Raw genomic sequence first — 21,715 nt, 5'->3', positions numbered from 1 at the left:
TAGTGACTCGGAGGGACACTTCCCAGCCCCGGTCGAATGGTCGAATACGGTCGGCTCGGCAACTACGTCCTGGTCGGCAGGACCTTCGCCGTAACCTCGTTGCGCGAGCGTAGCGAATTCTTGGCGTATTCCAGTGGAGCCATTCCGACTTCCGCGGTGAACTCGCGCGAGAAGTGCGCCTGATCGAAGTATCCCAGTTCAGCGGCCAGCGTGGCGAGATCTTCGGTGCGACCGCGGGCGAGCAATTCCGCGCCGTCCTGCAGGCGGTAACGCCGCAGCACCCATTTCGGCCCGGCGCCGACGTACCGGCGGAACATGCGCTGCAGGGTGCGCATCGAGACATCGAACCGCTCGGTGATCTGGTCCACCCTGGTCAGCTCCGGATCCCGGGCGATCGCCTCGACGATGCGCAGCACCAGCAGGTAGGTCGGGTCCGTCGGCGTGCCGCGCGGCGTGAGGAAGTCCTCTAGCACGGCGCGGCGCTGCTCGTCGGTGGCCGCGGCGAGGACCCGCTCGATCAGCTCACCCGTTCCGGGCAGCACCTCGGTCAGCGGGACCGAGGCGTCGCGAAAGGACCCGACATCCAATCCGGTGAAAGCACCGAACCCACCTGCCCGGAACCGCACACCGAAGGTCTCCCCCGCCTCGGCGAGTTCCCTGACGAACTTGCGCGTGCACACCCCGGTGACGAAACCGCCTGTGCGCGTTGCCGATCGCTCGAAGGTGACGTTCACGCTCGGATACGACAGCACCTGCGCGTGATACGGCGCCCTGCCGCGCAGATCCCAGCGCACCGACCAATACCACTCGACGAAACGACCGACCACCGGGCCTGCGGGCAGCCGCACCAGCGAGCGATATTTCGCCTGCTCGTCCGGATGCAGGATGCCGGTGGTGTCCGCCGGGGTCACCGGGTTCGGTACCGGTGCGTCGAAGACGTCGCCTGCGGTCATCGTGGGTGTCGCATTCTTACAAGACCCTGCCGCCGGATCCGGACAGGATTGTCGCCATGACCGAAACCGTGCATCCCATCGCCGACGGCTACCACTCGATCACCTGCTTCCTCGCGGTCGGGGACGGCAACAAAGCCATTGATTTCTACACCGCCGTGCTCGGCGCCGAAGTGCTCAGCCGCAACGACCTGCCCGACGGACAACCCGCGCACGCCGAACTGAAGATCGGCGACTCGACCTTGCAACTCGGCATGCCGATACCCGACAACAACGTGCTCGCGCCCACCGGCAACTGGGTCCACACCTCGATCGTGCACTACTGCCCCGACGCCGACTCCGTCATCGAACGCGCCGGCGCGCACGGCGCACACATCGTCGAACCACCGCAAACCTTCGTCACCGGTGACCGCTTCGCCGTCATGATCGATCCCTTCGGCCATCGCTGGGCCATCCTCACCAGGGTGGAAAACGTCTCCCGCGAGGAAGCCGACCGCCGGGTGAACGAATGGCTCGCCACGCAATAGCGCACCGGGTCAGCTCAGGCCGGCGGCATCCATGCCGCGCAGTTCCTTCTTGAGGTCGGCGATTTCGTCGCGGAGCCGGCCCGCCAGTTCGAATTGGAGCTCGCGGGCCGCGTTCATCATCTGGGCGGTGAGTTCCTTGACCAGGTCAGCCAATTCGGCGCGCGGCATGGACTTGACGTCGCGGCCCTCGTAGACGCCTGCGCTGACGGCGCGACCGGGCTCGCCTTGCGCGCGGCGACCGCGGCTGGCGTTGCGGCCGGAGCCGCCCACCTCGACCTCGGTCTCGTCGGCCTCCCGGTAGACCTGGTCGAGGATGTCGGCGATCTTCTTGCGCAACGGCTTCGGGTCGATGCCCATCTCGGTGTTGTAGGCGATCTGCTTGGCGCGGCGGCGATCGGTTTCCTCGATCGCGTGCTGCATCGAGTCGGTGATCTTGTCCGCGTACATGTGCACCTCGCCGGACACGTTGCGCGCCGCGCGGCCGATGGTCTGGATCAGGCTGGTGCTGCTGCGCAGGAAGCCTTCCTTGTCCGCGTCGAGGATCGCGACCAGGGAGACCTCGGGCAGATCGAGGCCCTCACGCAGCAGGTTGATGCCGACCAGCACGTCGTACTCGCCGAGGCGTAGCTGCCGCAGCAACTCGACCCGGCGCAACGTGTCGATCTCCGAGTGCAGGTAGCGCACCCGCACACCGAGCCCGAGCAGATAGTCGGTGAGATCCTCGGCCATCTTCTTGGTCAGCGTGGTGACCAGCACCCGCTCGTCCCGCTCGGTGCGCACCCGGATCTCGTGCACCAGATCGTCGATCTGGCCCTTGGTCGGCTTGACCACCACCTTCGGATCGACCAGGCCGGTCGGGCGGATGACCTGCTCGACCACCTCGCCGCCGACCTGGCCCAGCTCGTACGGGCCGGGGGTGGCCGACAGATACACCGCCTGGCCGATCCGGTCGGCGAACTCTTCCCAGGTGAGCGGCCGGTTGTCCACCGCGGACGGCAGCCGGAAGCCGAACTCGACCAGGTTGCGCTTGCGCGACATGTCCCCCTCGTACATGCCGCCGATCTGCGGCACGGTCACGTGCGACTCGTCGATGACGAGCAGGAAGTCGTCCGGGAAATAGTCGAGCAGCGTCGCAGGCGCCGAGCCGGCCGGACGGCCGTCGATGTGGCGCGAGTAGTTCTCGATGCCGGAGCAGAAGCCGACCTGCCGGATCATCTCGAGGTCGTACTGGGTGCGCATGCGCAGGCGCTGCGCCTCCAGCAGCTTGCCCTGGCGTTCCAGTTCGGCCAGCCGCTCTTCGAGTTCGGCCTCGATATCGCGGACCGCGCGTTCCATCCGCTCCGGACCGGCGACATAGTGGGTGGCCGGGAAGATGCGCAGCATCTCGACCTGGCGGACCACGTCACCGGTGAGCGGGTGCAGGTAGTACAGCGCCTCGATCTCGTCGCCGAAGAACTCGATGCGCACCGCGAGTTCCTCATAGGACGGGATGATCTCGACGGTGTCACCGCGCACCCGGAACGAGCCGCGGGTGAAGGCCATGTCGTTGCGGGTGTACTGGACGTCGACGAGCAGGCGCAGCAGCGCGTCCCGGTCCACCTCGGTGCCGACCTCGAGCTGGATCGATCGATCGAGGTAGGACTGCGGGGTGCCGAGGCCGTAGATGCACGACACCGAGGCGACCACGACCACGTCGCGCCGCGACAACAGGCTCGACGTCGCCGAGTGCCGCAGCCGTTCGACGTCGTCGTTGATCGAGCTGTCCTTCTCGATGTAGGTGTCGGTCTGCGCGATGTAGGCCTCGGGTTGGTAGTAGTCGTAGTACGAGACGAAGTACTCGACGGCGTTGTTCGGCAGCATCTCGCGCAGTTCGTTGGCCAGCTGCGCGGCCAGCGTCTTGTTCGGCGCCATCACCAGCGTCGGACGCTGCAGCTTCTCGATGAGCCAGGCCGTGGTCGCCGATTTACCGGTACCGGTGGCGCCGAGCAGCACGACATCGCGCTCCCCCGCCTTGATCCGGCGTTCCAGTTCGGCGATGGCGGCCGGTTGGTCACCGGCCGGCTTGTGGTCGCTGACCACCTGGAACTGCCCCTCGGTGCGCTCGATCTCCCCGACGGGTCGATGCTCCGAATGGGCCAGCGGGGTCGCGCCCGCGGCCCTGTCCTCGTAGCCCTCAGTCGGAATCTCGGTTGCAAACGCCATGGTGACCAGCGTAGGCCCAGCCACCGACAGATTCCGTGCGTCGGGGGCAGGCCTACCGCGTACGCCGCGCGCCGAGAACTCATGCGACGGGCCCGCCGTGAACTCATGCGACGGGCCCGCCGTGTCGAAAGCGGGTTTTCGGCGGCGCTCGACGGGGCATTCTTTCCGTTGTTACGGCGGCCGTTACACGATGCGGTGGAATTCGGCACACCGTCGCCCGCCCAAGGGCGGTAAAAGGGACGGTAAAAGTGGCACGTCCGGCGTGCCGCACCACGTCTATTTCACTTCCCGATTACCATCGATGTCCGAATTTCCCTCAGCACCAACAGGTTTCGTGGCGAAATTGATGCGCACGCATTACCCTCCGGCACCGATTCCCAGGTGTACGCTGATTTGGTTGTTCGGACAACGAGTTCGGATGCGGCGAAGGACAACAGCCATGAGAGGTCTGATTCCATTGCTCAATACCGTGCCCACGACGGGCTTCGCAGGAAACCTCGCCAAACATCTCCGCGCGGCGGTGCCCGGTCTGCACAGCGGCCCGGCCGCAAACGCGCCGAACTCGTTACCCCAGGGTCAGCCGCCGCATCGTCCGCACGTCGAGTTCTTCAATCTGGCCGAACTCACCAGCACCGACAACAAGGGATTCGTCCGCCAGGTCGAGCGCTACCACCATGAACCGTGGGGCCTCTATATGGCGCGCATCGTGCCCGTCCCGCACCGGCACTACCTGGAATGCTGGCTGCTGCCGGAGCTGTCGTTGCGCGTGACGGTCACCCGGCGCAACCCGGCGCACCACGTCGACCACGATTTCCACCTCGACATCGGCGAGTTCACCGAGGTCGCGCCGAAGCGCTGGAAGGCCGTCGACCATTACCTCGACATCGAGGTGCACCGCGGCCGCGACGTCGAACTGCGCGGCGTGAACGACCTGCTGGCCGCGCACGCGGCGGGCTTGGTGGACTCCACACAGGCCCACCGGGCGTTCGAGTGCGCCACGGCCGCGCTGGACGGGCTCGCCGCCAACGACCACTGCGTCGAGGACTGGCTCGCCACCCGCAACATCACGTTGACCTGGATGTAAGCGCCACGCCGCTCGATCGGACCCGCACGCCGGTAGATTCTGGATGCATGACACAGGCACCCGCTGTCGACGTGCACCGGCCCAAGGTCGAGTACTTCGACCTCGCCGCGCTGACCAACACGGACCCGAAGGGGTTCGTGCGGCCGGTCGAGCGGTACCAGGTGGCGCCATGGGGCCTGTACATGGCGCGCACCTCCGATCACCCCCAGTTCCACTACATCGAGTCGTGGCTGCTGCCCGAGCTCGCGCTGCGGGCCAGCATCTTCCACTATCACCCCGAGCACCAACGCGATCAGGACTTCTATCTGGACCTCGGTGAGTTCCGCCAGGTGGACCCGGACCGCTGGCAGTCGGTGGACCACTATCTCGACATCGTCGTGCGAACGGGTCGCGAGAGCGAGCTGCTCGATGTCGACGAGCTGCTCGCCGCCCATGCCGCGGGGCTGATCACCGCCGCCGAGGCCGAGGCGGCGATCGCGCACGCCACCAGCACCATCGACGGGCTCGCCGCCAACGGCTACGACCTGCATCGCTGGCTCAGTTCCCGCGGTATCACGCTGACCTGGAAGTAGCCCGCCGAAGCGAGACGGAATCCGCTGCGACCCTAGATGTTTCAGCTCGACAGGCGTTCGTACACGGCGTCGAACCAGGGTTCCTTGACGTCCAGATAGGCGGCCGTCGCCTCCGCACCGGTGAGCCCGGCCGCCTTCGCCTCGCCCGCGCGCTTGATCTCGAGATATTCGGCGCGGGCCGCGGCGTCGGCGCGCAGCCGATCCCGCATGCGCAGGGCGAACTGCTGGCCCGGCGAACCGTCCACGCGCACATGCACATTGGCGAGCCGGCCCGGATCGGCGCTTTGATGGAACCGTTTGGACCACAGCGCGAGATCGGTCCCGTCCGGATCGGCGGGCGTCGGCTTCGGATTGTCCTGGGTGACCTCAGGACATACCGGAAATCCCGCCGCCCCCAAAGCATCTCGCAGTCCATCGGCTGCCGCCAGGTCGGCGACGGTGATCTGGAGATCGATCACGTCCTTGGCGGGCAGCTCCGGCACCGAGGTCGAGCCGATGTGATCGATGCGCGAGGCGGCCTGCCCGCACGCCACCCACAGTCGCGCGATCAGGCGCTGCGCCTGCGCCGCCCACCCCGGGTTCGGGGGCACCAGCCGCAACTCGGTGCGCCGCGCGGGCGTACCGGTGCGCAGGTTGCGTTCGAAGGGCACCAGCCGCTCGTCCCACAGCGCGCGGACCGTCGCGTCGATATCCTGCGGCGCACCGCGGTTGTCCAGCAGCACGTCGGCTACCGCACGCCGCTGCTCGTCCGTGGCCTGCGCGGCTATACGCGCCCTGGCGTCCGATTCGGCGACACCACGCAATTCCACCAATCGGCGCAGCCGAGTCTCGGCGTCCACGTCGACGACCAGCACCAGATTCATCAACGGCGCGAGACCGTTTTCCACAAGCAATGGAATATCCTGCACCACAATGGCGTCCGGCGCGGCCGCGGCGATTTGTTCCGCGGTGCGTTTACCCACCAGCGGATGCGTAATGGAATTCAGGCGCGTACGGGACTCGTCGTCGGCGAATGCCTTGGCGGCCAGTGCGGGCCGATCCAGGCTGCCGTCGGCGGCCAGAATATCGGGGCCGAATGCCGCGACGAGCGCCGCAAGGCCCTCGGTGCCAGGCGCGACGACCTCTCTCGCGATCAGATCGGAATCGATGATGACCGCCCCGCGATCGGCGAGAATCCGCGCGACCGTCGACTTGCCCGCTCCCATGCCTCCGGTGAGGCCGATCCGCAACATTCGACCAGTCTTACATCCACCGCTCCCGCGCGCCGCGCCCGCGCCACCCCGGGGGACCCGGTTCCGGGACACGATCAGCCCGAATACCCACTGCGGGCGGACTTTCCACCTACCCTCGCCGCATTTGCTCGATCCGTGACGAGGCCGATACCGATTCGCAACAATTCCGGTCGAACCAGGTCACGCGGCGACAACTTTCCGACACGCCGAGCCAATTACTTGCGCAAAATACTCTGTGTGGCACTTTCGTTCGGCTAATCTTCGCCGTGGCGATCCAGGCGCCAGCACCAGCAAGCAAAGGAACACCATTGGGCACCAGAAACAACCAGACGGGTCGCCACCGCCTGGGTATGGCGGGCGGCGTGCACTGCACCCAGATCCCCGCCGTCGCGGAGGCGCTAGCCGAGCACCGCCGCACTTGGTTCACCGCGTTGATCAGCCCGGCCCGGCACAGCTTCGCGGCCATGCGCAAACGCTCCACCGTCTCCTCGGTCCGGTGGGTGCCCGCGACCGCGAGTTGACCTCATACTTCGAGCAGTGGCCCAGCCCCCGCCAGGGCTGGGCCACCCTCATGCCCGAATCAACCCGCTCGGCCTGCGCCGGGTACCGGGTTGTTGCGTCGGCATGGCGTTCGGCGGTACCGGATACGGAATTCCGGCGGTCGCCGTTCCCAGGGCGACATTCGGGCCGCACTGGGCGATCGCGGCATCCATTTTTGGTTTCGGGTCGGGCAGCACGGGTTTCGCCGAATTCGGCGCCGAGCCGAAATCGAAGGTCGAGGTCATATCGCCGGTCACGCCGCGCCGCCACGCCGTCAGATTAGGGACATCCACCCCGAATCTGGTTTCCAGCAGGCGCAATTGCGAGGTGTGATCGAAGGTCTCCGACGCGACGAGCCCGCCGCGGGTATAGGGCGAGATCACCAGCGCGGGAACGCGATAGCCGAGGCCGATCGGACCGGCGATGCCATCGGCCGCCTCGACCCGGTCGAGCGGCACGGTCAGGAACTCACCGGCGGTGCCGGGGGGCGCGGTCGGCGGGGTGACGTGATCGAAGAAGCCGCCGTTCTCGTCGTAGCTGATGATCAGGGCGGTCTTTTCCCACACCTTCGGGTTCGAGGTGAGGATATCGAGCAGCTGCACGATGCCGAACGCGCCGAAAGCCGCGGGCAGCGCGGGATGTTCGCAGTTGAGCAGCGACGGAATCACCCAGGACACCGCCGGTAATGTGTCGTTGGCCACATCGGCCTGAAAGTCGTTGGGGTACACCGGCGCGATACCGCGGCGGGCCAATTCCGAATTCGGGTCGGCGGATTGGGTGAAACAGCCGAGCATCCCGTCCAGCAGCACCGAGGACAGCGGACCGACATCGCGGTTGTTGTAGACCTTCCAGCTCACTCCCGCCTCGGCGAGGTTCTCCGGGTAGGTGCGCCAGCTGTACACGTGCTGCGGGATGAAGGTCGGCGTCCGCACCAGCGGACCACCCGCGCGGCCGTCCGGGTCGATGGTCGCGCTGATCCAGTAGAGCCGATTCGGATCGGTGGGGCCGAGCACCGAGCAGTGATAGTTGTCGCACAGCGTGAAGGCGTCGGCGAGCGCGGTGTGGATCGGAATGTCTTGCGGCAGGTAGTAACCCATCGCCGCGGGCGCGTTCGCCGGACCGACGCTCGCCACCGACATCGGCATCCACTGGTCGTTGCGCCCGCCGTTCCAAGCACGGTGCATGCCGCCCCAGGAGTGATCGGGGTCGTTGATGCAGTCCCCGTCGAGCGTGGCGCCGCGGGTGGTGTCGAGCCGGAACGGGGTCACGAAACCGTCTGGCGTCGGTCCGGTTCCGGGCGTCCACCCGTACTGCTGCCAGGCCGGCGACGCCTCGTCGAAGCCGCGCACGCCGGCGAGGGTGCCGAAATAGTGGTCGAAGGAACGGTTCTCCTGCATCAGCAGCACGAAGTGCTCGATATCGCCGAGCCCGCCCGTGCCCGCCGGATCGGCGGCGTAGGCCCGTTCGATGATCGGGTCGGCCCAGGAGGCCAACGCGCCCACCGCTCCCGCAGCGGCCGCCTTCGCCAGGAATTGCCTGCGGTTGAGTCCGCTGAACGGCCCCGCTGCGCACATCTCGTCGGCCGACCTTTCCACCAGGGCTGTCGAGCAGAATTTCCAGATCGGCGCCGACCCTACCCGACGTGCGGTTACGCCGCAGAGAAAGATCACGAGCGGGCTGCGGCAAGGTGATGTGGGCCACGTGGACCAGCGATTGATGCCGGACAATTGCCGCGAATTGCCCGAAATGTCAGACCAGCACCGAATTCACCGCGTGCGGTCCCGAGACCCACACCAGCCCAGCCGGTTTCACCCGCTTTGTCTGCTTGCTGGGATCACCCCGGCACCGGAACGGGCTTTCCGGTGGCCGTCGTCATCTGGGCAACCCCGCGCAGGAACCGTCGCCACACCAGGATCGCCGTCGTGGCGAAGCCGACGCACAACCCGAGCCAGATGCCCGGCCCGCTCAGCTCCAGCAGGAAGGCGAACAGCGCCATCGCGGGCACGCCGAGGGCAAAGTAGCCGATCAGCGTGCTCTCCATGCCCGCCTTGGTGTTCCCGATCCCGCGCAGCAGGCCGATGCAGAGATTCTGCGAACCCTTGCAGTACTGCTGGACGATCGCGAACCACAGCAGCGTCGACGCCGCGGCGACCACCGCGGTGTCGTCGCGATCCGCGCCGAGGAACGGCGCGAGCACCGTGCCAGGGAACACCGCGTAGACCAGCCCCACCACCGTCATGAAGCCGAAGCCGAGCGCGAAAGTGCGCCGGGCGATTCCGGCGACCGCGTGCTGCTCCCCTTGGCCGACGGTACGACTCACCAAGATCGAAGAACCCTGGGAGAGGCCGATATTCACCTGATAGACGATGTAGGCCAACTGGTTGACGATATTGCTCGCGGCCAGCGCCACCGGACCGAAACCACCCATCAGGACCGTCGCGATCGAGGTGATCGCGGCCTCGGCGCCGTAGGTGAGCGAGATCGGCGTGCCCATCCGCACGATCCGCACCACCGTGGCGCGCTCGGCCGCCCACACGCGCAGCGAAAGCAGTTCGCCGAGTATGGGATCGCGCCGGACGGTGCGGAGATAGGTACCGAACGTCCAGAGCTGCACCAGCGTCGTGGCCAGCCCGATACCGGCCAGGCCCAGCCGCGGCAGGCCGAGCCAGCCGAAGATGAACAGCGCGTTCAACAGCGCGTTGACCCCGATCGAGAACAGCGTCACCCGCAGCAGCGAACCCGCGCGGCGCAGCCCGACGGCGAACTGCCGCAGCACATTCAGCCACAGCATCGGAATCAGTCCCGGCGCCAGCGTCCAGATGATCGGGCGCGCGAGCTCGAGCACCGCCGGATCCTGCCCGAACCAGCGCAGCGCGTAGCCGAGGGCGACCAGGACGAGCGCGCCCGCGATCGACACCACCGTGGCGACGGCGGCGCCCGCGCGCACGTACCCGCGGATCTCGGCACGCGCCTGCTCATCGAGTTCCGCACCGCCGCTGCGCTGCTCGCCACGACCGGCGGCCGTGGCGATCATGTTGCCGACACCGGTGACCATGCCGACGCACATGGTGCGCAGCTGGTTGTACAGCAGCAGCGCGAGTCCGCCCGCCGCGACGAACGCGATCCCGAGCAACCCCATCATCGCCAGATCGATGGTGGTCAGCGCGACCTGGGCGAGCTGGATTCCCGCGATCGGCGCGGCCAGCGCCACGATGGCGCGATACTCCCGAAATGCCATCGGTCCTAGGCCCCCGCTCGCTCGAGATCGTCGGCCGCCAACCGCACCGACTCGTCATAGGCGTGCAGCAGCCGGGTGATCCGCTGCCGCGCGGCCCGGTCGCAGAGCCCGCGCTCGTGCAGCCAGCCCTCGTCGTAGACGGTGTCGAGGTACTTCTCTCCCGCGTCGCAGACCAGCACCACCACCGTGCTCGCCGCCGGGACGTGCACCAAGCGCCGCAATGCGACGTTAATGGCCGCCCCGCCGGTGCCGCCGACCAGGATGCCGGTGCGCCGGGCCACCACGTGCGCGGTGGCGAACGCGTCGATGTCGCCCACTCGACAGTCCTCATCGATCGCGTCGTATTTCACGTTGCCGCCCACCGGGAAACCGGCGGGGCTGCCGGCGCCGGTCTGCCAATAGCCGCCGCCCGGACCGCCGAAGATGATGGAACCGACGGGCTCGACGCCGATCGCGCGCACTCGCGAGCCGAGCCTGCGCAGTTCCTCGACTGTGCCACACAGTGATCCGCCGGTGCCGACCGCGCCGACAAGATAGTCGACATCGGTGTTGATGTCGGTGAGCAGCTCGGCCGCCAGGTCCCGATAGCCCGCGTTGTTGTGCGGATTGTTGTGCTGGTCGGGCCGATAGGCGCCGGTGCGCGCCGCGATCTCGTCGGCGATGCGCCTGCGCTCGACCGTGCTCGGGCCGCCGCCGGCAGCGCCGGACACCGAAACAAGCTGTGCGCCCATCGCTTTCATGGCGCGCAGCTTGTCCTTGGCCGCGTGGTCGTCGACCACCGCGGTGAAGGTGTAGCCGCGCTCCAGCGCGATCAGCGCCAGCCCGGTACCGGTGTTGCCGGAGGTGGGTTCGACGATGTGACCGCCAGGACGCAGTTCGCCGCTGCGCTCGGCCTGCAACACCATCTCCCTGGCCATGCGCACCTTCGCCGAGCCGGTCGGGTTGAACTGCTCGAGCTTCAACAGGATCCGCGTGCCGGTACCGGTGCGAACCAGCTCGAGCAACGGGGTCGCGCCGATGAGCTCGGACGCGGTGCGCACGACGTTCTCCCGCAGCCGCGGCATCGGCCGCACGCCGGCCGGGTGCGCGGTGGCACGGGCGACCCCGGCCGGCCGTGCCGCAGGCGCGTCGGTGTCTACTTGTCCAAACGCCACAACCACCGGTCCTCCTCTTCGGTGACGACTACCTTGGGCGGCAACGGGAGCTGGTGGAACTCGCTCTCGTTCTTGTCCATCTGATATCCCGCCGTGTTCGGGTACAACAGCAGGTCACCGGGTTCGGGACGCTGTACCAGACGGACCTTGCGCCAGGTGAGCACGTCGTATTCCATGCAGCTGGCACCGCCGACGCAGGTGGCGACCGGCGCGGCGGCGTCGATTCGCGTGCGCGGCACCAGGATCGGGTCCGGCAGGAACTCGCTGCCCTTCCACTGCTCGGAGACGCTCATGCTGAGGCCGTGCACGGTGGTGATGCCGTAATCGGCGTTCTGCTTGTAACCGAGCACCGGGAACACACTGAAGCCCGCGTCGATCAGCAGTGCCCGGCCGGGCTCGACGAAGAGCTGGATATCGTTGTCGCGCAGCTGCTGTGCCAGTGTGCGCGCGCCGAACTCGGTCGCGAGCACGGCATCGAGCATGGCGGCGCCGGTCGGGTCCTGCGCGTAGGGATAGAACTTCTCGAACCGCTTTCCGGCGTGGAACCAGTCGTCGCCCCACTGCTCGGCGAAGGCGCGCCAATCGTCGTCGCGCACATAGCGGCAGGCGAAGCCGCCACCGATCGAGATCGTGTCGACCGGCAGCCCGCGAGCCCGCGTCCGCAGGCACAGGCGAACCGTCTCGGCGGCGAGCTCGGCGCGCGGCGCGACCGCGTAGCCGTCCAAGTGGAACGAGAACCCGATCAGCTCGACGTCCGGACGCAGTCCGGCACACATCTCGATCGCGGCGTCGAGATCCGTTGCGGACAAGCCGAACCGGCTGTGCGGCGCCTCGGGCGGCAATCGGCGCAACAGGATGCGCACCGGCCCCGCCTGCCGGGCTATCTCGGCGATGCGCGCCAACTCGTCGAGCGCGTCGATGGCGACCACACAGTCGTGCCGGGCGGCAAGGCGCAGCAGCGCATCGGTTTTCGCGGCACCGGTCACTCCGATATCGCGCCCGCGCACGCCGTGCGCCAGCGCGTGCACCAATTCGGGTTCGCTGGCCACGTCGACCGCGCCACCCAGGTCGGCGATCCGGGGCAGCCAGCAACCGGCCTTGTTGGCCTTCTTGCCGTAGTAGACCTGGCCACGCACCCCGCGTGCGGCGAAGACGCGCTGGAACGCGCTGAGGTTGTCGGCGAACTGCTCCGGGTAGACGACGTGGAACGGGCCGCCGAGCGCGTGCCGGATATCGAAGAGCAGGTGCCGGTCGTCCCGCACCCGCTGTTGCCACTTCTGTTCCAGCGCAGGCAGACCGGGCCGCTCGACCGGTGCTTTGGTCACGACCACAGCGCCACCCGCTGCCCGCGACCCGCCGCCACCGCGCGGGTCGCCAGCGCGTGCGCCACCGGGATGTCGGTGATGATCATGCCGCTGGCGAAGGCGAACACCCGATCGTCGGCGCCGACCCGGCCGCGCGCCCGTCCCACCACGATGTCGGGGAGTTCGGCGTCGATCACCGGTCCGTCCGGGCCTGCCAGCCGCGTGCCGGTGACCCCGAGCTGCCCCGCGCTGGTCGCGATCGCGTAGTCCGCCGCGCGCAGCGCGCCGCTCTCGACGCCCTTGCTGGCCACCGAGATCAGCAGGCCGCCCGGCGGCAGCCATTCGGTGCGCACCTTGGGATGAGCCGCCCGCCCGGAGGCGACGACCACGATGTCGGAGTCGGTGACCGCGGCCGGAACGTCGTCGATCAGTTCGATCTCCCGGTCTGGATACCAACGGCGCATGGTGGCAAGGGTTTCCGCGATGCCGTCGGGATGGGTGCCGAACAGGCGCAGCTTCGTCAGCTCCGGCAACGCGGTGAGCAAGTACGGCAGGGTGTTTCGCCCCTGCACGCCGGTACCGATCATCAGCGCGCGCGTCGCGCCCTCGCGGGCACAGTGTTTCGCGGTGATGGCGGTGGTCGCCGGGGTGCGGGCGGCGCCGACCCGCTGACAGTCCATGAACGCGAAGGGCAAGCCGGTGGTGTCGTCGTACAGGCTGATCGTCGTGTAGTACTTCTCCGCACTTTCGCTACCCTGCCGGTAGGAGGTCTTGAAACCGATCTGCTCCAGCGAACTGTCGTAGCCAAGCATCGAATACGACACCGCGTCGCGTTCCACCTTCGGAATCGGCATCATCAGCTTGACCGGGCACCGGGACGCACCGCGCGCGTAGGCCAGGTAGCCCTCCTCGACCAGATCTATCACCTCGGCGGGCGTCAGATCGATATCGGCCAGATCGGTGCGGGTGAGGATATGCACTGCGTTATTCATAGAACTCCGATGTCGTCGGTCGAATCAACGGTCGGTCCGGGCGACGTCGTTGCCGCACCGGACACGGGGGAAGGGTTGGCCCCCAAATGCACGAGCCGATCCGCGCACACGCGCAGCAGGGGGATGTCGTGACTGATGAAGAGCACGCCGACACCGGTGCCCGCGAGCGCGGTCACGGTGCGGGCGATCGATGCGGTGCCCGCCGGATCGAGCATCGCGGTCATCTCGTCGCACAGCAGATAGTCCGGCTTCGATGCGAGCACCCTGGCGACGGCGGCCCGTTGCAGCTGGCCGTCGGAGACCTGCGCCGGATACCGGTCGAGCAGATCCTTTGTCATGCCCGCGGCTTCGAGGACGCTGTCCCACGCCACCGGTCCGCGCGCGAGTTCGGCGATGGAGCGGCGCAGGGTCAGGCGCGGATCGCAGGACCGCCGCGGCGACTGGAACAGCATCGCGATACGGCCGGTGTGCCGCGTGGGCAACGGGGCGCCGTCACAGCGCACCCGCCCGCCGGTCGGCCTGCGCAGCCCGGACATGACCTGCGCGAGTGTCGTTTTGCCGGTCCCGGAGGGCCCGGTCAGCCCCACCACTTCGCCCCGGCCCAGTTCGAGGGAAACGCGGTCGAGTACGGTTCGGCCGCCGAGGCGCACCGTGACCTCGTCCGCCGCCAGCGTGTGTCGCGTCATGATGCTCCGTAGTGGAAGTCCGCGGGCAGGTTCACCAGCTCCGGCGTGGGGAACGGCAAGGGGTGCAGGCCGTTCTCGGGCAGTGCGGCGAGCAGATCCCGCGTGTACGGATGTGCCGGATCGGTGAGAACCTGTTCGGCACTGCCGGTCTCGACGATCCGCGACGCGTACATCACCGAGACGTCCGTGCAGATCCGCGCGGCACGCAGGGCCGTCAGATCGTGCGTGACGAGCAGCACGCTGCCGCCGCCCGCCGCGAATTCGCCGAGCAGGTCGAGGATCGCGGCCGCCCTGGTGGCATCGAGCGCCGAGGTCGGTTCGTCGGCGATGATGAGCGCGGGATCACCGGCCAGCGCGAACGCCACCGCCGCGCGCTGTGCCATGCCGCCCGAGAGCTCGTGCGGATAGCGCCGGAGCACATCCGCGGGCAGACCGACGCGGCGCAGCAGTGCACCCGGATCGTGCCCGGTGCCCAAGTACCGGATCGTCTCGGCCAGTTGCGAACCCAGCCGGCGGACCGGCGTGAAGTAGGTCATCGCCGACTGCGGCACCGAGGCCACCGTGCGTCCCCTGGCCCGCGCAAGCCGCGCCGCCGAGTAGGTCCTGCCGTCCGCGTCCAGGACCACGGTGCCGGTCACGCGCGCCCGTGCGGGCAGCAATCCCGTGACGGTCGCCGACAGCATGGACTTGCCGGAGCCCGAGGCGCCGATCAATCCGTGTACCGTGCCGTGCGCGACGACCAGATCCGCGTCGGTGACCGCGTGCACGATGCGGCCGGGGGCCAACGGGATGCGTACGGACACGCGCCGCAGCGTCAACGTCATCGCGCCACCCCCGTCATGACGAAACTCCATGGCGCGCTTGCACAGTGCGCTGCCACTGCCTGCCGAGCACCGAAACCGCCAGCGCGACGAGCACCAGGACCCCGGCCGGGAAGACCAGTAACCACCAGTCCCCCAGCAGGATCGAGGCCTGCGCGTCCGACAGCAGGGTGCCGAGCGAGGCACGGTGCGGCGGCAGGCCGACACCGAGGAACGACAGCGTCGACTCGTGCCAGATCGCGTGCGGGATCAGCAGTACGACACCGACCAGCGCCTGGCCGAGGGCCGGCGGGAGGAAATGCCGCCGCACGATGCGCCACCGGGACAGCCCGCGCAGTTGGGCCGCCTGCACGAACTCGGCATGCCGCAGGGCAAGCACCGCACCGCGGACCGCCCTGGCCACCGAGGTCCAGTGGGTGAGCACGAGCGCGACGACGATGGCGAGCGCCGAGCCCCGGTACATGGCCACGACCAGCAGGGTGAGCAGCAGGCTCGGCAGCGAGTTCATCGTGTCCACCGCGCGCATCGCGATCCGGTCCCACCAGCCGCCGAAGGCGCCCGCGCTCACCCCGACCAGCAAGCCGAGCACCGCCGATCCGAGTGCGGCGACGGCGGCGATGAACAGCGAGATCCGCATACCCTCGGCTACCCGGACGAACACGTCGCGACCGGCGTTGTCGGTGCCGAAGGGGAACTCGAGGCCGGGCGGCCGCCTGCTGATCGAGAAGTCGACGAGTGCGTCGTCGACCGGTCGTAGCAGCGGCACCAGCACGGCATAGAGCACGGCGAGCACGAGCACGCCCACCGCGAACGCGAGCGCCGGTGTGCACCAACGCTTGCCGATGTCGCGCCGCACCGTCGTCGGCTCACCCATCGGCGTCGATCCTCGGATCGATGGCCACGCCGATCGCGTCGGCGGCCAGATTGCCGAGCAGTACCACGGCGGTGACGAGCACCGTGAGGATGGCGAGCAAGGGAAAGTCCAGTGCGCGAGCGGCGGTCACGGTGGCCGCGCCGACACCGGGCCAGCTGAACACGGTCTCGATCACAGTGGCACCGACCACCAGTTCCGGCAGCCTGGCGCCGCACAGCGCGAGGAACGGCGCCACCGAGACCGGCAGCACGTGTCGCACGGCGATGACCCGCCACGGTAAGCCACGCGCCTTCGCGCCGGTGACGGCATCGCTGTCGAGGCTGTCGGCCACGGTCTCACGCAGTCCGAGCACCAGCCAGGGCAGCTGCGTCACGCCGAGCAGCAGGGCGGGCAGCACGATATGCCGCGCCGTCGATCCGGCCCCGACACCGCCGCCCGGATCGGTCAGACCAGAGGCAGGCAGCCAGCGCAATGATGTCGCGAAGACCAGCACCGCGCCCAAAGTCAGCACGAACGGCGGAATAGCTTGCAGCACAACGGCGGTCGCGCTGATCACACGGTCGACCAGTCCGTCGCGGCGGAGCCCGGCCCACGCGCCGAGTACCGCGGCGAGCACCAGCGCCACGGCACCGCCCAGGACGCCGAGCAGCACACTCCACGGCAGCCGTTCGGCGAGCACCTGCGCGACAGGTTGATGATAGGACCGCGAGGTACCCAGCTCGCCCCGCAGCAGATCACCGAGCCAGGACCACCACGCGCCGAACCAGCTGCGGTCCAACCCGAGTCGCTCGCGCAGGGCCGCCCGCTGCGCCTCGTCGAACCCGTCCCCCTGCGCGCCGAGGTAGGCGTCCAGCGGGTCGAACGGACTGGCCGCCGCGAGCGCGAACACGGCGAGTGAGACCAGCCCGGCCAGCGGCACCGCGACGAGGAGGCGGCGGATGATCATCCTGCCCGCCCGGCGACCCATCACCGGGCCCAGCGGGCGAGCCCGTACCACGGACCCCACGCGACGCCGTGCGAATGCGGTTCCAGCGCAGTGGGAGTGACCCGCCAGCCGTTGTCGCGCAGCACATAGACGTGGTTCGTGGCGACCAGCGCGAGCATCGCGGGGGCACTGTGGTACTCGACCTGGACCTGCCGGTACAGCTCGGCCCGCCGCCGCGCGTCCGGTTCGCCGCGGGCGGCATCGAGCAGCTGGTCGATCCTCGGGTTCACGTAGTCCGAGGCGTTGTCCCACTTCGAACCGACACCCGGTGCGGCGTAACGGGAATGCAGTTTGGTGTAGAGCTGACTGTCCACCGTGTAGGGCTGACCACCGCCGCCGAGCAGGAACGCGGTCCGCGCCAGGTACTCCGGCGTCATCGTCGTCTTGTCCACCGCGACCGGGGTGAGTTCGATGCCGATCTGCTTCGCGTCGGAGACCACCGCCAGCGTCAGGTCGCGGCGCAGCACCTCGGTCGGGTAGTAGGCGATCTCGAAGGCCGCGCGCCGTCCGTCGCGTGCCCTGATGCCGTCCGCGCCGGGTCGCCAGCCCGCCGCGTCCAGCTCCCGCGCCGCCGCGTCCCGGTCGAAGCCGAAATCCTGTGCCGGGTCGTAGTTCTCGCCGTAGACCGCACCCATCAGGGTGGACATCGGCGTGCCGTGTCCGCCGAGGATGTGCTCGACCATGGCCTTGCGGTCGACCGCGAGGTTCAACGCCTTGCGGATCGCGGGATCACCCGCGACCGGGTTGCCGGAGGGCAGGGTGATGGCGCGCCAATCGTTGGCCACCGCCGAGACGACCCGGTAGCCGTCCTTGGCCGCCGCCGCGGCCAGCTCGGGCGGCAGTACCGTGCCGTCGGCGCCGTCGCGCAGCTGACTCGCCCTGGCGTTGTCGTCGTCGCTGCGGCGTATCACGAACTCCCGCACCGCGGGCGCTTCGCCCCAGTAGTCGTCGCGGGCGGTGAGCACCACCTGATCGGGGCGGGATTCGGTGAGTGCGTACGGCCCGGTCCCGATCGGATGCCGGTTGAGCTCGGCCTGATCGGCGGGCCCTGGTCGGGCGAAGGCCTCAGCGGGGGCGATCGCCAGGAACAGCCGGTGGTCGAAATCGGCATAGGCGCCGGACAATTCGAATTCGACGGTGTCCGGACCGGTGCGCACGGCCCGCTTCAGGAAGTCGTAGTCGGCGGCGATCGGCGCGGCGAACGCCGGATCGATCAGCGAGTTATAGGTCGCGACAACGTCTTCCGGTCCGAACGTGGTGCCGTCAGAGAACGTGACGCCGGTCCGGGTACGCACCCGCCAGCGCGACAGATCACCGTCCACCGGCTCCGGCGCGCCGACGGCCAGCACCGGCACCGCCGCCGGGATGCGATCGGTGACGCCCTCCTCGATCCGATACAGGCTCTCGAAGATCTTCGACTCGCCATTCTTCCCGGCGCCGAGCAGCGGGCTGAACTCGCCCAGTTCCTCGGTGTCGATGACCACGAATCGGTCAGGGGCGCCTGTGTTCCGACCCGGCGCCGCGCATGCGGTCAGCCCTACTACGAATGCCGTTGCGACAGCACAGATCCCGAACCGAAACAAAGCCATGTCAGCATCGTAGACTACTGATAATGATTTTCATTAGCATTTTCAGTGAATCCGGACACACCCGCCAAGCCGGACGCGACATGTCCGCTCGTGTGCGAATACCGCTCGAGCGGCTAATCGAGAGCTAATCTCCTGGCTGTGCCGATCAGGGATGCCGTCTCAGGCTTGGTATCGAAGCGAAAGCTGCTACTGTGGCTCGCCGCCATCACGGTGTCGCTGCTGCTCGCCGCGGGCACCGTGTACTCCTGGACACACGCAGCGCACAAACACGCGCCGGTCGCCGAGGTCGGTACCACGGTGTCGTCGTACGCCGAGGCCGAGGAGGTGGTGCGGCCGCATCTCCCCCAGGACGGGCACGTCCCCCGAATCTCCACCGGGGTGCTGGTGAACTCGCTGCAGTTCGTCAACGCACACAACATCAAGGCCACCGGGCACATCTGGCAGCACATACCGCAGGACTTCCCGGCCGAGATCGAGATCGGCGTGCAACTGCTCGAGGCAGAGGACCCGCACAGCCCGAAGAAGGTGTTCGAGTACCCGCTCGGCGAGTGGCGCGTGGTGGTCTGGTCGTTCTCGACCGTCATCCGCCAGCAGTTCGACTACGAGGACTATCCGCTCGACCACCAGGACATCTGGCTGCGCATGCGGCCGGTCGACATGATCCACCAGGTGCAACTGGTGCCCGCGTTCGAATCGTTCCCGCCCTGGAATCCCTACGCGCTCAACGGACTGGATCCCGGACTGGTCTTCGGTGACTGGGAACCCGAGTACACCGTGTGGAGCCTCAACCACCAGGCGTACAGCATGCTCTCCCATCCCGGTCTGGCCAATACCGCGGAGCTGTACTTCAACGTCGGCGTCTCCCGCGGCCTGCTCGGACCGCTGCTCGGCCGGATCGTGCCGGTGCTACTGCTCGCCGTGCTGATGTTCCTGTCGCTGTTCGTCATCACCACCGACCCGGATCGGCGGCCGATCTCCGGCTTCACCGCGTTCGCGATCATCACCTTCTCGGTGTCCACGGTGCTGGTCGTCGCGGTCAACGACAACGCGGCGCGCACGGAAGTCGGGTCGTCGGGCATCTCCTACATCGAGTACTGGTACTTCACCCTGTACGTGATGACCCTGCTCGTGGCACTCAACGCGATCCTGCTGCTGCACGGCGCCTTGGGCAAGGCGCTGACCTGGCGGGACAATCTGCTGCCCAAGGTCGCGTTCTGGCCGCTGTTCACCGCGATCATGTTCACCGCCACGGTCGGCTACCTCGGCATCTGAGCTCGGTCACTGAGCCAGCAGCAACCAGCCAGGCAACAACACCAGCGCCACCAGCGAGGTCTTCGCCACGACCGAGGCCGCCAGGTCGATATCGGTCTCGTAGCGCTGCGCGAAAATGAACAGATTCTGCGGCGACGGCATGGCGGCGATCAACACCGAATACGTCAGCCAGACACCGCGAATACCGAACAGATACTTGCCGATTACCAAGGCAAGCAACGGAAAGATCAAGCACTTGAAGGCGATCAGCGCGTACTCGTCGCGCGCCGCCGCCCGCAGGCGCAGGCCGGTTCCGCCGAGATGCAGGCCGAGCGCGAACAGCGCGATCGGCGCGGCCGCGTTGCCTGCGAACGCCAGGGCGTGCAAAAGCCAGTGCGGCACCGGCACTTCGGCCACGTTCGCGCCGATGCCGAGATAGCAGGCCACCACGATCGGCGTCAGCAGGGCGGCGCGGATACCGCGCACCGCGGCGCCGATCGGCCGCTGCCCGCCCGGAACATCCTGTCCGGCACCGAATTCCATGACCGCGATGACCACGACGGTGAGCACGCACACCTGCAGCAGAATGATCGGGAAGATCGGCGCGGCGTCGCCGAAGAGCAGCACGAACACCGGAATCGCGAAATAGGTGGTGTTGACCTGCACTCCGGCCATGACACGCAGGGCGATCCCCCGGCTGTCGGCGCCGCTGACCCGGCGCGACCAGAATCCGACCACCAGCATGCCGAACAACGCGGTGGCGAGATAGGCGGCGATGGCGCGTGGATCGAACAGGCGCCCGAGGTCGCTCGCGTACAGCGCCCCGGCCAGATAGCACGGGATCGCGAACAGAAAAGCGAAGTCGGAGAACGCCTTCGAGACCTCGGCACCGATGATCTTGCGCCGGGCGAACAGGACGCCGCCGCCGAACACCAACACCACCGGAGCGAGCTTCCCGATGCCGGCGGCCACCTCGCTCATCTCGGCTGGAGCCCGAGCGAGCGGACCAGGTCCAGCATTTCGGCGTGATAGAGCTTCGCGGGGTCCTGCGCCTGCGGCACCAGATGCCCGTAGACCTCGAGCGCGATCAGTCCGTGCATCCGGCCCCACATGCGCAGCGCCAGGCTCAGCGCGGCAGCCGGCAGGTCGGGAAAGTCGTTGCGCACGTGGTCGACCAGGCCCGCGTCGAAGTCGGACCAGGCTTCGTCACCGACCGTCTGCCGCGTGGCCGCGCTCGGCCAGGCGGCCGCCGCCAAGCCGACGAGGCCGGTGCAGGCCCGCAATTCAACCGCCGTCGCGGGACCACCCGGCGGCGGCTGGTACCCCGCCACCGGATCGCCGTAGATCAGCCGGAATTCGGCGGGGTGCGCGATCGCCCACGCGCGCACCGTCTCACCCCACGCGATGATGCGGCCCGCCGGGTCGGCGCCGGGGACGGCGTCGCGGGCCGCCTCGACCTGGTCGACCAGCGAGGTATAGACGTCGGCGATCAGGGTGGAGATCAGGTCGTCGCGGGTGGCGTAGTAGCCGTAGATCGCGCCCGCGGTCATGCCCATCTCGCGCGCGATCGCGCGCAGCGAGACCGCGTCCGGACCGCCCTCGGCGAGCAATCGCAAGGCGATTGCCTTGATTTCCGTGGCAGCTTGCGCGCGCAACCGCGCTCTGCGGCTCGTGCCCGCTTCGACCACGGTTGGCACTCTACAGCGTTTGACTC

General features: G+C 68.2%; 20 protein-coding genes. 5 read left to right on the top strand and 15 right to left on the bottom strand.

Annotated features, from left to right (window positions below; all coding sequences use genetic code 11):
- Window positions 1–62 precede the first annotated feature (62 nt).
- Window positions 63–953, bottom strand: coding sequence for a helix-turn-helix domain-containing protein (locus F5X71_RS12345; RefSeq protein ID WP_167462063.1), 891 nt, complete (start codon window positions 951–953; stop codon window positions 63–65).
- Window positions 954–1,009: 56 nt separating this feature from the next.
- On the opposite strand from F5X71_RS12345, the gene F5X71_RS12340 reads away from it, so the two are divergent.
- On the top strand, window positions 1,010–1,477 hold the full coding sequence (locus tag F5X71_RS12340; protein WP_167462062.1) for a VOC family protein: 468 nt from the start codon (window positions 1,010–1,012) through the stop codon (window positions 1,475–1,477).
- A 9-nt stretch (window positions 1,478–1,486) separates the two neighbouring features.
- Here F5X71_RS12340 and uvrB read toward each other — a convergent pair whose 3' ends face one another.
- Entirely contained in the window at window positions 1,487–3,679 is a 2,193-nt protein-coding gene (uvrB, locus tag F5X71_RS12335; protein ID WP_238815858.1) for an excinuclease ABC subunit UvrB, read from the bottom strand.
- A 439-nt stretch (window positions 3,680–4,118) separates the two neighbouring features.
- Here uvrB and F5X71_RS12330 point away from each other — a divergent pair, with 439 nt between their 5' ends.
- Together F5X71_RS12330 and F5X71_RS12325 are read left to right on the top strand one after the other, a co-directional pair.
- Window positions 4,119–4,763, top strand: coding sequence for a DUF402 domain-containing protein (locus F5X71_RS12330; RefSeq protein ID WP_167462061.1), 645 nt, complete (start codon window positions 4,119–4,121; stop codon window positions 4,761–4,763).
- A gap of 71 nt (window positions 4,764–4,834) precedes the next feature.
- Window positions 4,835–5,335, top strand: coding sequence for a DUF402 domain-containing protein (locus F5X71_RS12325; protein ID WP_174817238.1), 501 nt, complete (start codon window positions 4,835–4,837; stop codon window positions 5,333–5,335).
- A gap of 41 nt (window positions 5,336–5,376) precedes the next feature.
- Here the strand turns inward: F5X71_RS12325 and coaE are convergent, their stop codons facing one another.
- The gene (coaE, locus tag F5X71_RS12320) at window positions 5,377–6,567 is read right to left on the bottom strand and encodes a dephospho-CoA kinase (RefSeq protein ID WP_167462059.1); all 1,191 of its coding nucleotides are present in this window, start codon (window positions 6,565–6,567) and stop codon (window positions 5,377–5,379) included.
- A 308-nt stretch (window positions 6,568–6,875) separates the two neighbouring features.
- Here coaE and F5X71_RS12315 point away from each other — a divergent pair, with 308 nt between their 5' ends.
- Complete coding sequence (locus F5X71_RS12315) at window positions 6,876–7,088, top strand: hypothetical protein (protein ID WP_167460070.1); 213 nt, start codon at window positions 6,876–6,878, stop codon at window positions 7,086–7,088.
- 48 nt (window positions 7,089–7,136) lie between these two features.
- On the opposite strand, the gene F5X71_RS12310 is transcribed toward F5X71_RS12315, so the two are convergent.
- The 10 genes from F5X71_RS12310 to F5X71_RS12265 form a co-directional block, all read right to left on the bottom strand.
- The gene (locus F5X71_RS12310; protein ID WP_167462058.1) at window positions 7,137–8,681 is read right to left on the bottom strand and encodes a phospholipase C; all 1,545 of its coding nucleotides are present in this window, start codon (window positions 8,679–8,681) and stop codon (window positions 7,137–7,139) included.
- Window positions 8,682–8,941: 260 nt separating this feature from the next.
- Window positions 8,942–10,345, bottom strand: coding sequence for an MATE family efflux transporter (locus tag F5X71_RS12305; RefSeq protein ID WP_167462057.1), 1,404 nt, complete (start codon window positions 10,343–10,345; stop codon window positions 8,942–8,944).
- A gap of 5 nt (window positions 10,346–10,350) precedes the next feature.
- A complete protein-coding gene (locus tag F5X71_RS12300; RefSeq protein WP_167466419.1) occupies window positions 10,351–11,409 on the bottom strand; it encodes a PLP-dependent cysteine synthase family protein in 1,059 nt (352 codons plus the stop codon).
- A 71-nt stretch (window positions 11,410–11,480) separates the two neighbouring features.
- Window positions 11,481–12,830 (bottom strand): alanine racemase, encoded by a 1,350-nt coding sequence (locus F5X71_RS12295; RefSeq protein WP_167462056.1) that lies wholly within the window; start codon window positions 12,828–12,830, stop codon window positions 11,481–11,483.
- Entirely contained in the window at window positions 12,821–13,795 is a 975-nt protein-coding gene (locus tag F5X71_RS12290) for an ornithine cyclodeaminase (RefSeq protein WP_167462055.1), read from the bottom strand. Before F5X71_RS12290 ends, F5X71_RS12295 begins: the two co-directional genes overlap by 10 nt.
- Complete coding sequence (locus F5X71_RS12285) at window positions 13,792–14,481, bottom strand: ABC transporter ATP-binding protein (RefSeq protein WP_167462054.1); 690 nt, start codon at window positions 14,479–14,481, stop codon at window positions 13,792–13,794. The genes F5X71_RS12290 and F5X71_RS12285 overlap by 4 nt, the downstream gene beginning before the upstream one ends.
- On the bottom strand, window positions 14,478–15,305 hold the full coding sequence (locus tag F5X71_RS12280; RefSeq protein WP_167462053.1) for an ATP-binding cassette domain-containing protein: 828 nt from the start codon (window positions 15,303–15,305) through the stop codon (window positions 14,478–14,480). The genes F5X71_RS12285 and F5X71_RS12280 overlap by 4 nt, the downstream gene beginning before the upstream one ends.
- Before the next feature lie 13 nt (window positions 15,306–15,318).
- Complete coding sequence (locus F5X71_RS12275) at window positions 15,319–16,176, bottom strand: ABC transporter permease (protein WP_238815857.1); 858 nt, start codon at window positions 16,174–16,176, stop codon at window positions 15,319–15,321.
- On the bottom strand, window positions 16,169–17,122 hold the full coding sequence (locus F5X71_RS12270) for an ABC transporter permease (RefSeq protein ID WP_167466417.1): 954 nt from the start codon (window positions 17,120–17,122) through the stop codon (window positions 16,169–16,171). Before F5X71_RS12270 ends, F5X71_RS12275 begins: the two co-directional genes overlap by 8 nt.
- Window positions 17,123–17,142: 20 nt before the next feature.
- Complete coding sequence (locus F5X71_RS12265) at window positions 17,143–18,645, bottom strand: ABC transporter substrate-binding protein (protein ID WP_174817050.1); 1,503 nt, start codon at window positions 18,643–18,645, stop codon at window positions 17,143–17,145.
- A 270-nt stretch (window positions 18,646–18,915) separates the two neighbouring features.
- Here F5X71_RS12265 and F5X71_RS12260 point away from each other — a divergent pair, with 270 nt between their 5' ends.
- Complete coding sequence (locus F5X71_RS12260) at window positions 18,916–20,022, top strand: hypothetical protein (RefSeq protein WP_167462051.1); 1,107 nt, start codon at window positions 18,916–18,918, stop codon at window positions 20,020–20,022.
- 6 nt (window positions 20,023–20,028) lie between these two features.
- Here F5X71_RS12260 and F5X71_RS12255 read toward each other — a convergent pair whose 3' ends face one another.
- Both F5X71_RS12255 and F5X71_RS12250 read right to left on the bottom strand, forming a co-directional pair.
- The gene (locus F5X71_RS12255; protein WP_167462050.1) at window positions 20,029–20,982 is read right to left on the bottom strand and encodes an AEC family transporter; all 954 of its coding nucleotides are present in this window, start codon (window positions 20,980–20,982) and stop codon (window positions 20,029–20,031) included.
- Window positions 20,979–21,689, bottom strand: a complete 711-nt coding sequence (locus tag F5X71_RS12250) for a TetR/AcrR family transcriptional regulator (protein ID WP_167462049.1) — start codon at window positions 21,687–21,689, stop codon at window positions 20,979–20,981. The genes F5X71_RS12255 and F5X71_RS12250 overlap by 4 nt, the downstream gene beginning before the upstream one ends.
- Between the last annotated feature and the right edge of the window lie 26 nt (window positions 21,690–21,715).

The sequence above is a fragment of the Nocardia brasiliensis genome, from assembly GCF_011801125.1.
GTDB lineage: Bacteria > Actinomycetota > Actinomycetes > Mycobacteriales > Mycobacteriaceae > Nocardia > Nocardia brasiliensis_C.
This window is presented reverse-complemented; position numbering and strand designations above follow the sequence as displayed.

Bases quoted from the DNA above. Each gene is read 5' to 3' on its own strand.
- F5X71_RS12255 (WP_167462050.1), bottom strand. From the start codon at position 20,982: ATGAGCGAGGTGGCCGCCGGCATCGGGAAGCTCGCTCCGGTGGTGTTG.
- F5X71_RS12285 (WP_167462054.1), bottom strand. From the start codon at position 14,481: ATGACGCGACACACGCTGGCGGCGGACGAGGTCACGGTGCGCCTCGGC.
- uvrB (WP_238815858.1), bottom strand. From the start codon at position 3,679: ATGGCGTTTGCAACCGAGATTCCGACTGAGGGCTACGAGGACAGGGCC.
- F5X71_RS12330 (WP_167462061.1), top strand. From the start codon at position 4,119: ATGAGAGGTCTGATTCCATTGCTCAATACCGTGCCCACGACGGGCTTC.
- F5X71_RS12280 (WP_167462053.1), bottom strand. From the start codon at position 15,305: ATGACGTTGACGCTGCGGCGCGTGTCCGTACGCATCCCGTTGGCCCCC.
- F5X71_RS12275 (WP_238815857.1), bottom strand. From the start codon at position 16,176: ATGGGTGAGCCGACGACGGTGCGGCGCGACATCGGCAAGCGTTGGTGC.
- F5X71_RS12305 (WP_167462057.1), bottom strand. From the start codon at position 10,345: ATGGCATTTCGGGAGTATCGCGCCATCGTGGCGCTGGCCGCGCCGATC.
- coaE (WP_167462059.1), bottom strand. From the start codon at position 6,567: ATGTTGCGGATCGGCCTCACCGGAGGCATGGGAGCGGGCAAGTCGACG.
- F5X71_RS12290 (WP_167462055.1), bottom strand. From the start codon at position 13,795: ATGAATAACGCAGTGCATATCCTCACCCGCACCGATCTGGCCGATATC.
- F5X71_RS12340 (WP_167462062.1), top strand. From the start codon at position 1,010: ATGACCGAAACCGTGCATCCCATCGCCGACGGCTACCACTCGATCACC.
- F5X71_RS12345 (WP_167462063.1), bottom strand. From the start codon at position 953: ATGACCGCAGGCGACGTCTTCGACGCACCGGTACCGAACCCGGTGACC.
- F5X71_RS12310 (WP_167462058.1), bottom strand. From the start codon at position 8,681: ATGTGCGCAGCGGGGCCGTTCAGCGGACTCAACCGCAGGCAATTCCTG.
- F5X71_RS12300 (WP_167466419.1), bottom strand. From the start codon at position 11,409: ATGCCGCGGCTGCGGGAGAACGTCGTGCGCACCGCGTCCGAGCTCATC.
- F5X71_RS12270 (WP_167466417.1), bottom strand. From the start codon at position 17,122: ATGATCATCCGCCGCCTCCTCGTCGCGGTGCCGCTGGCCGGGCTGGTC.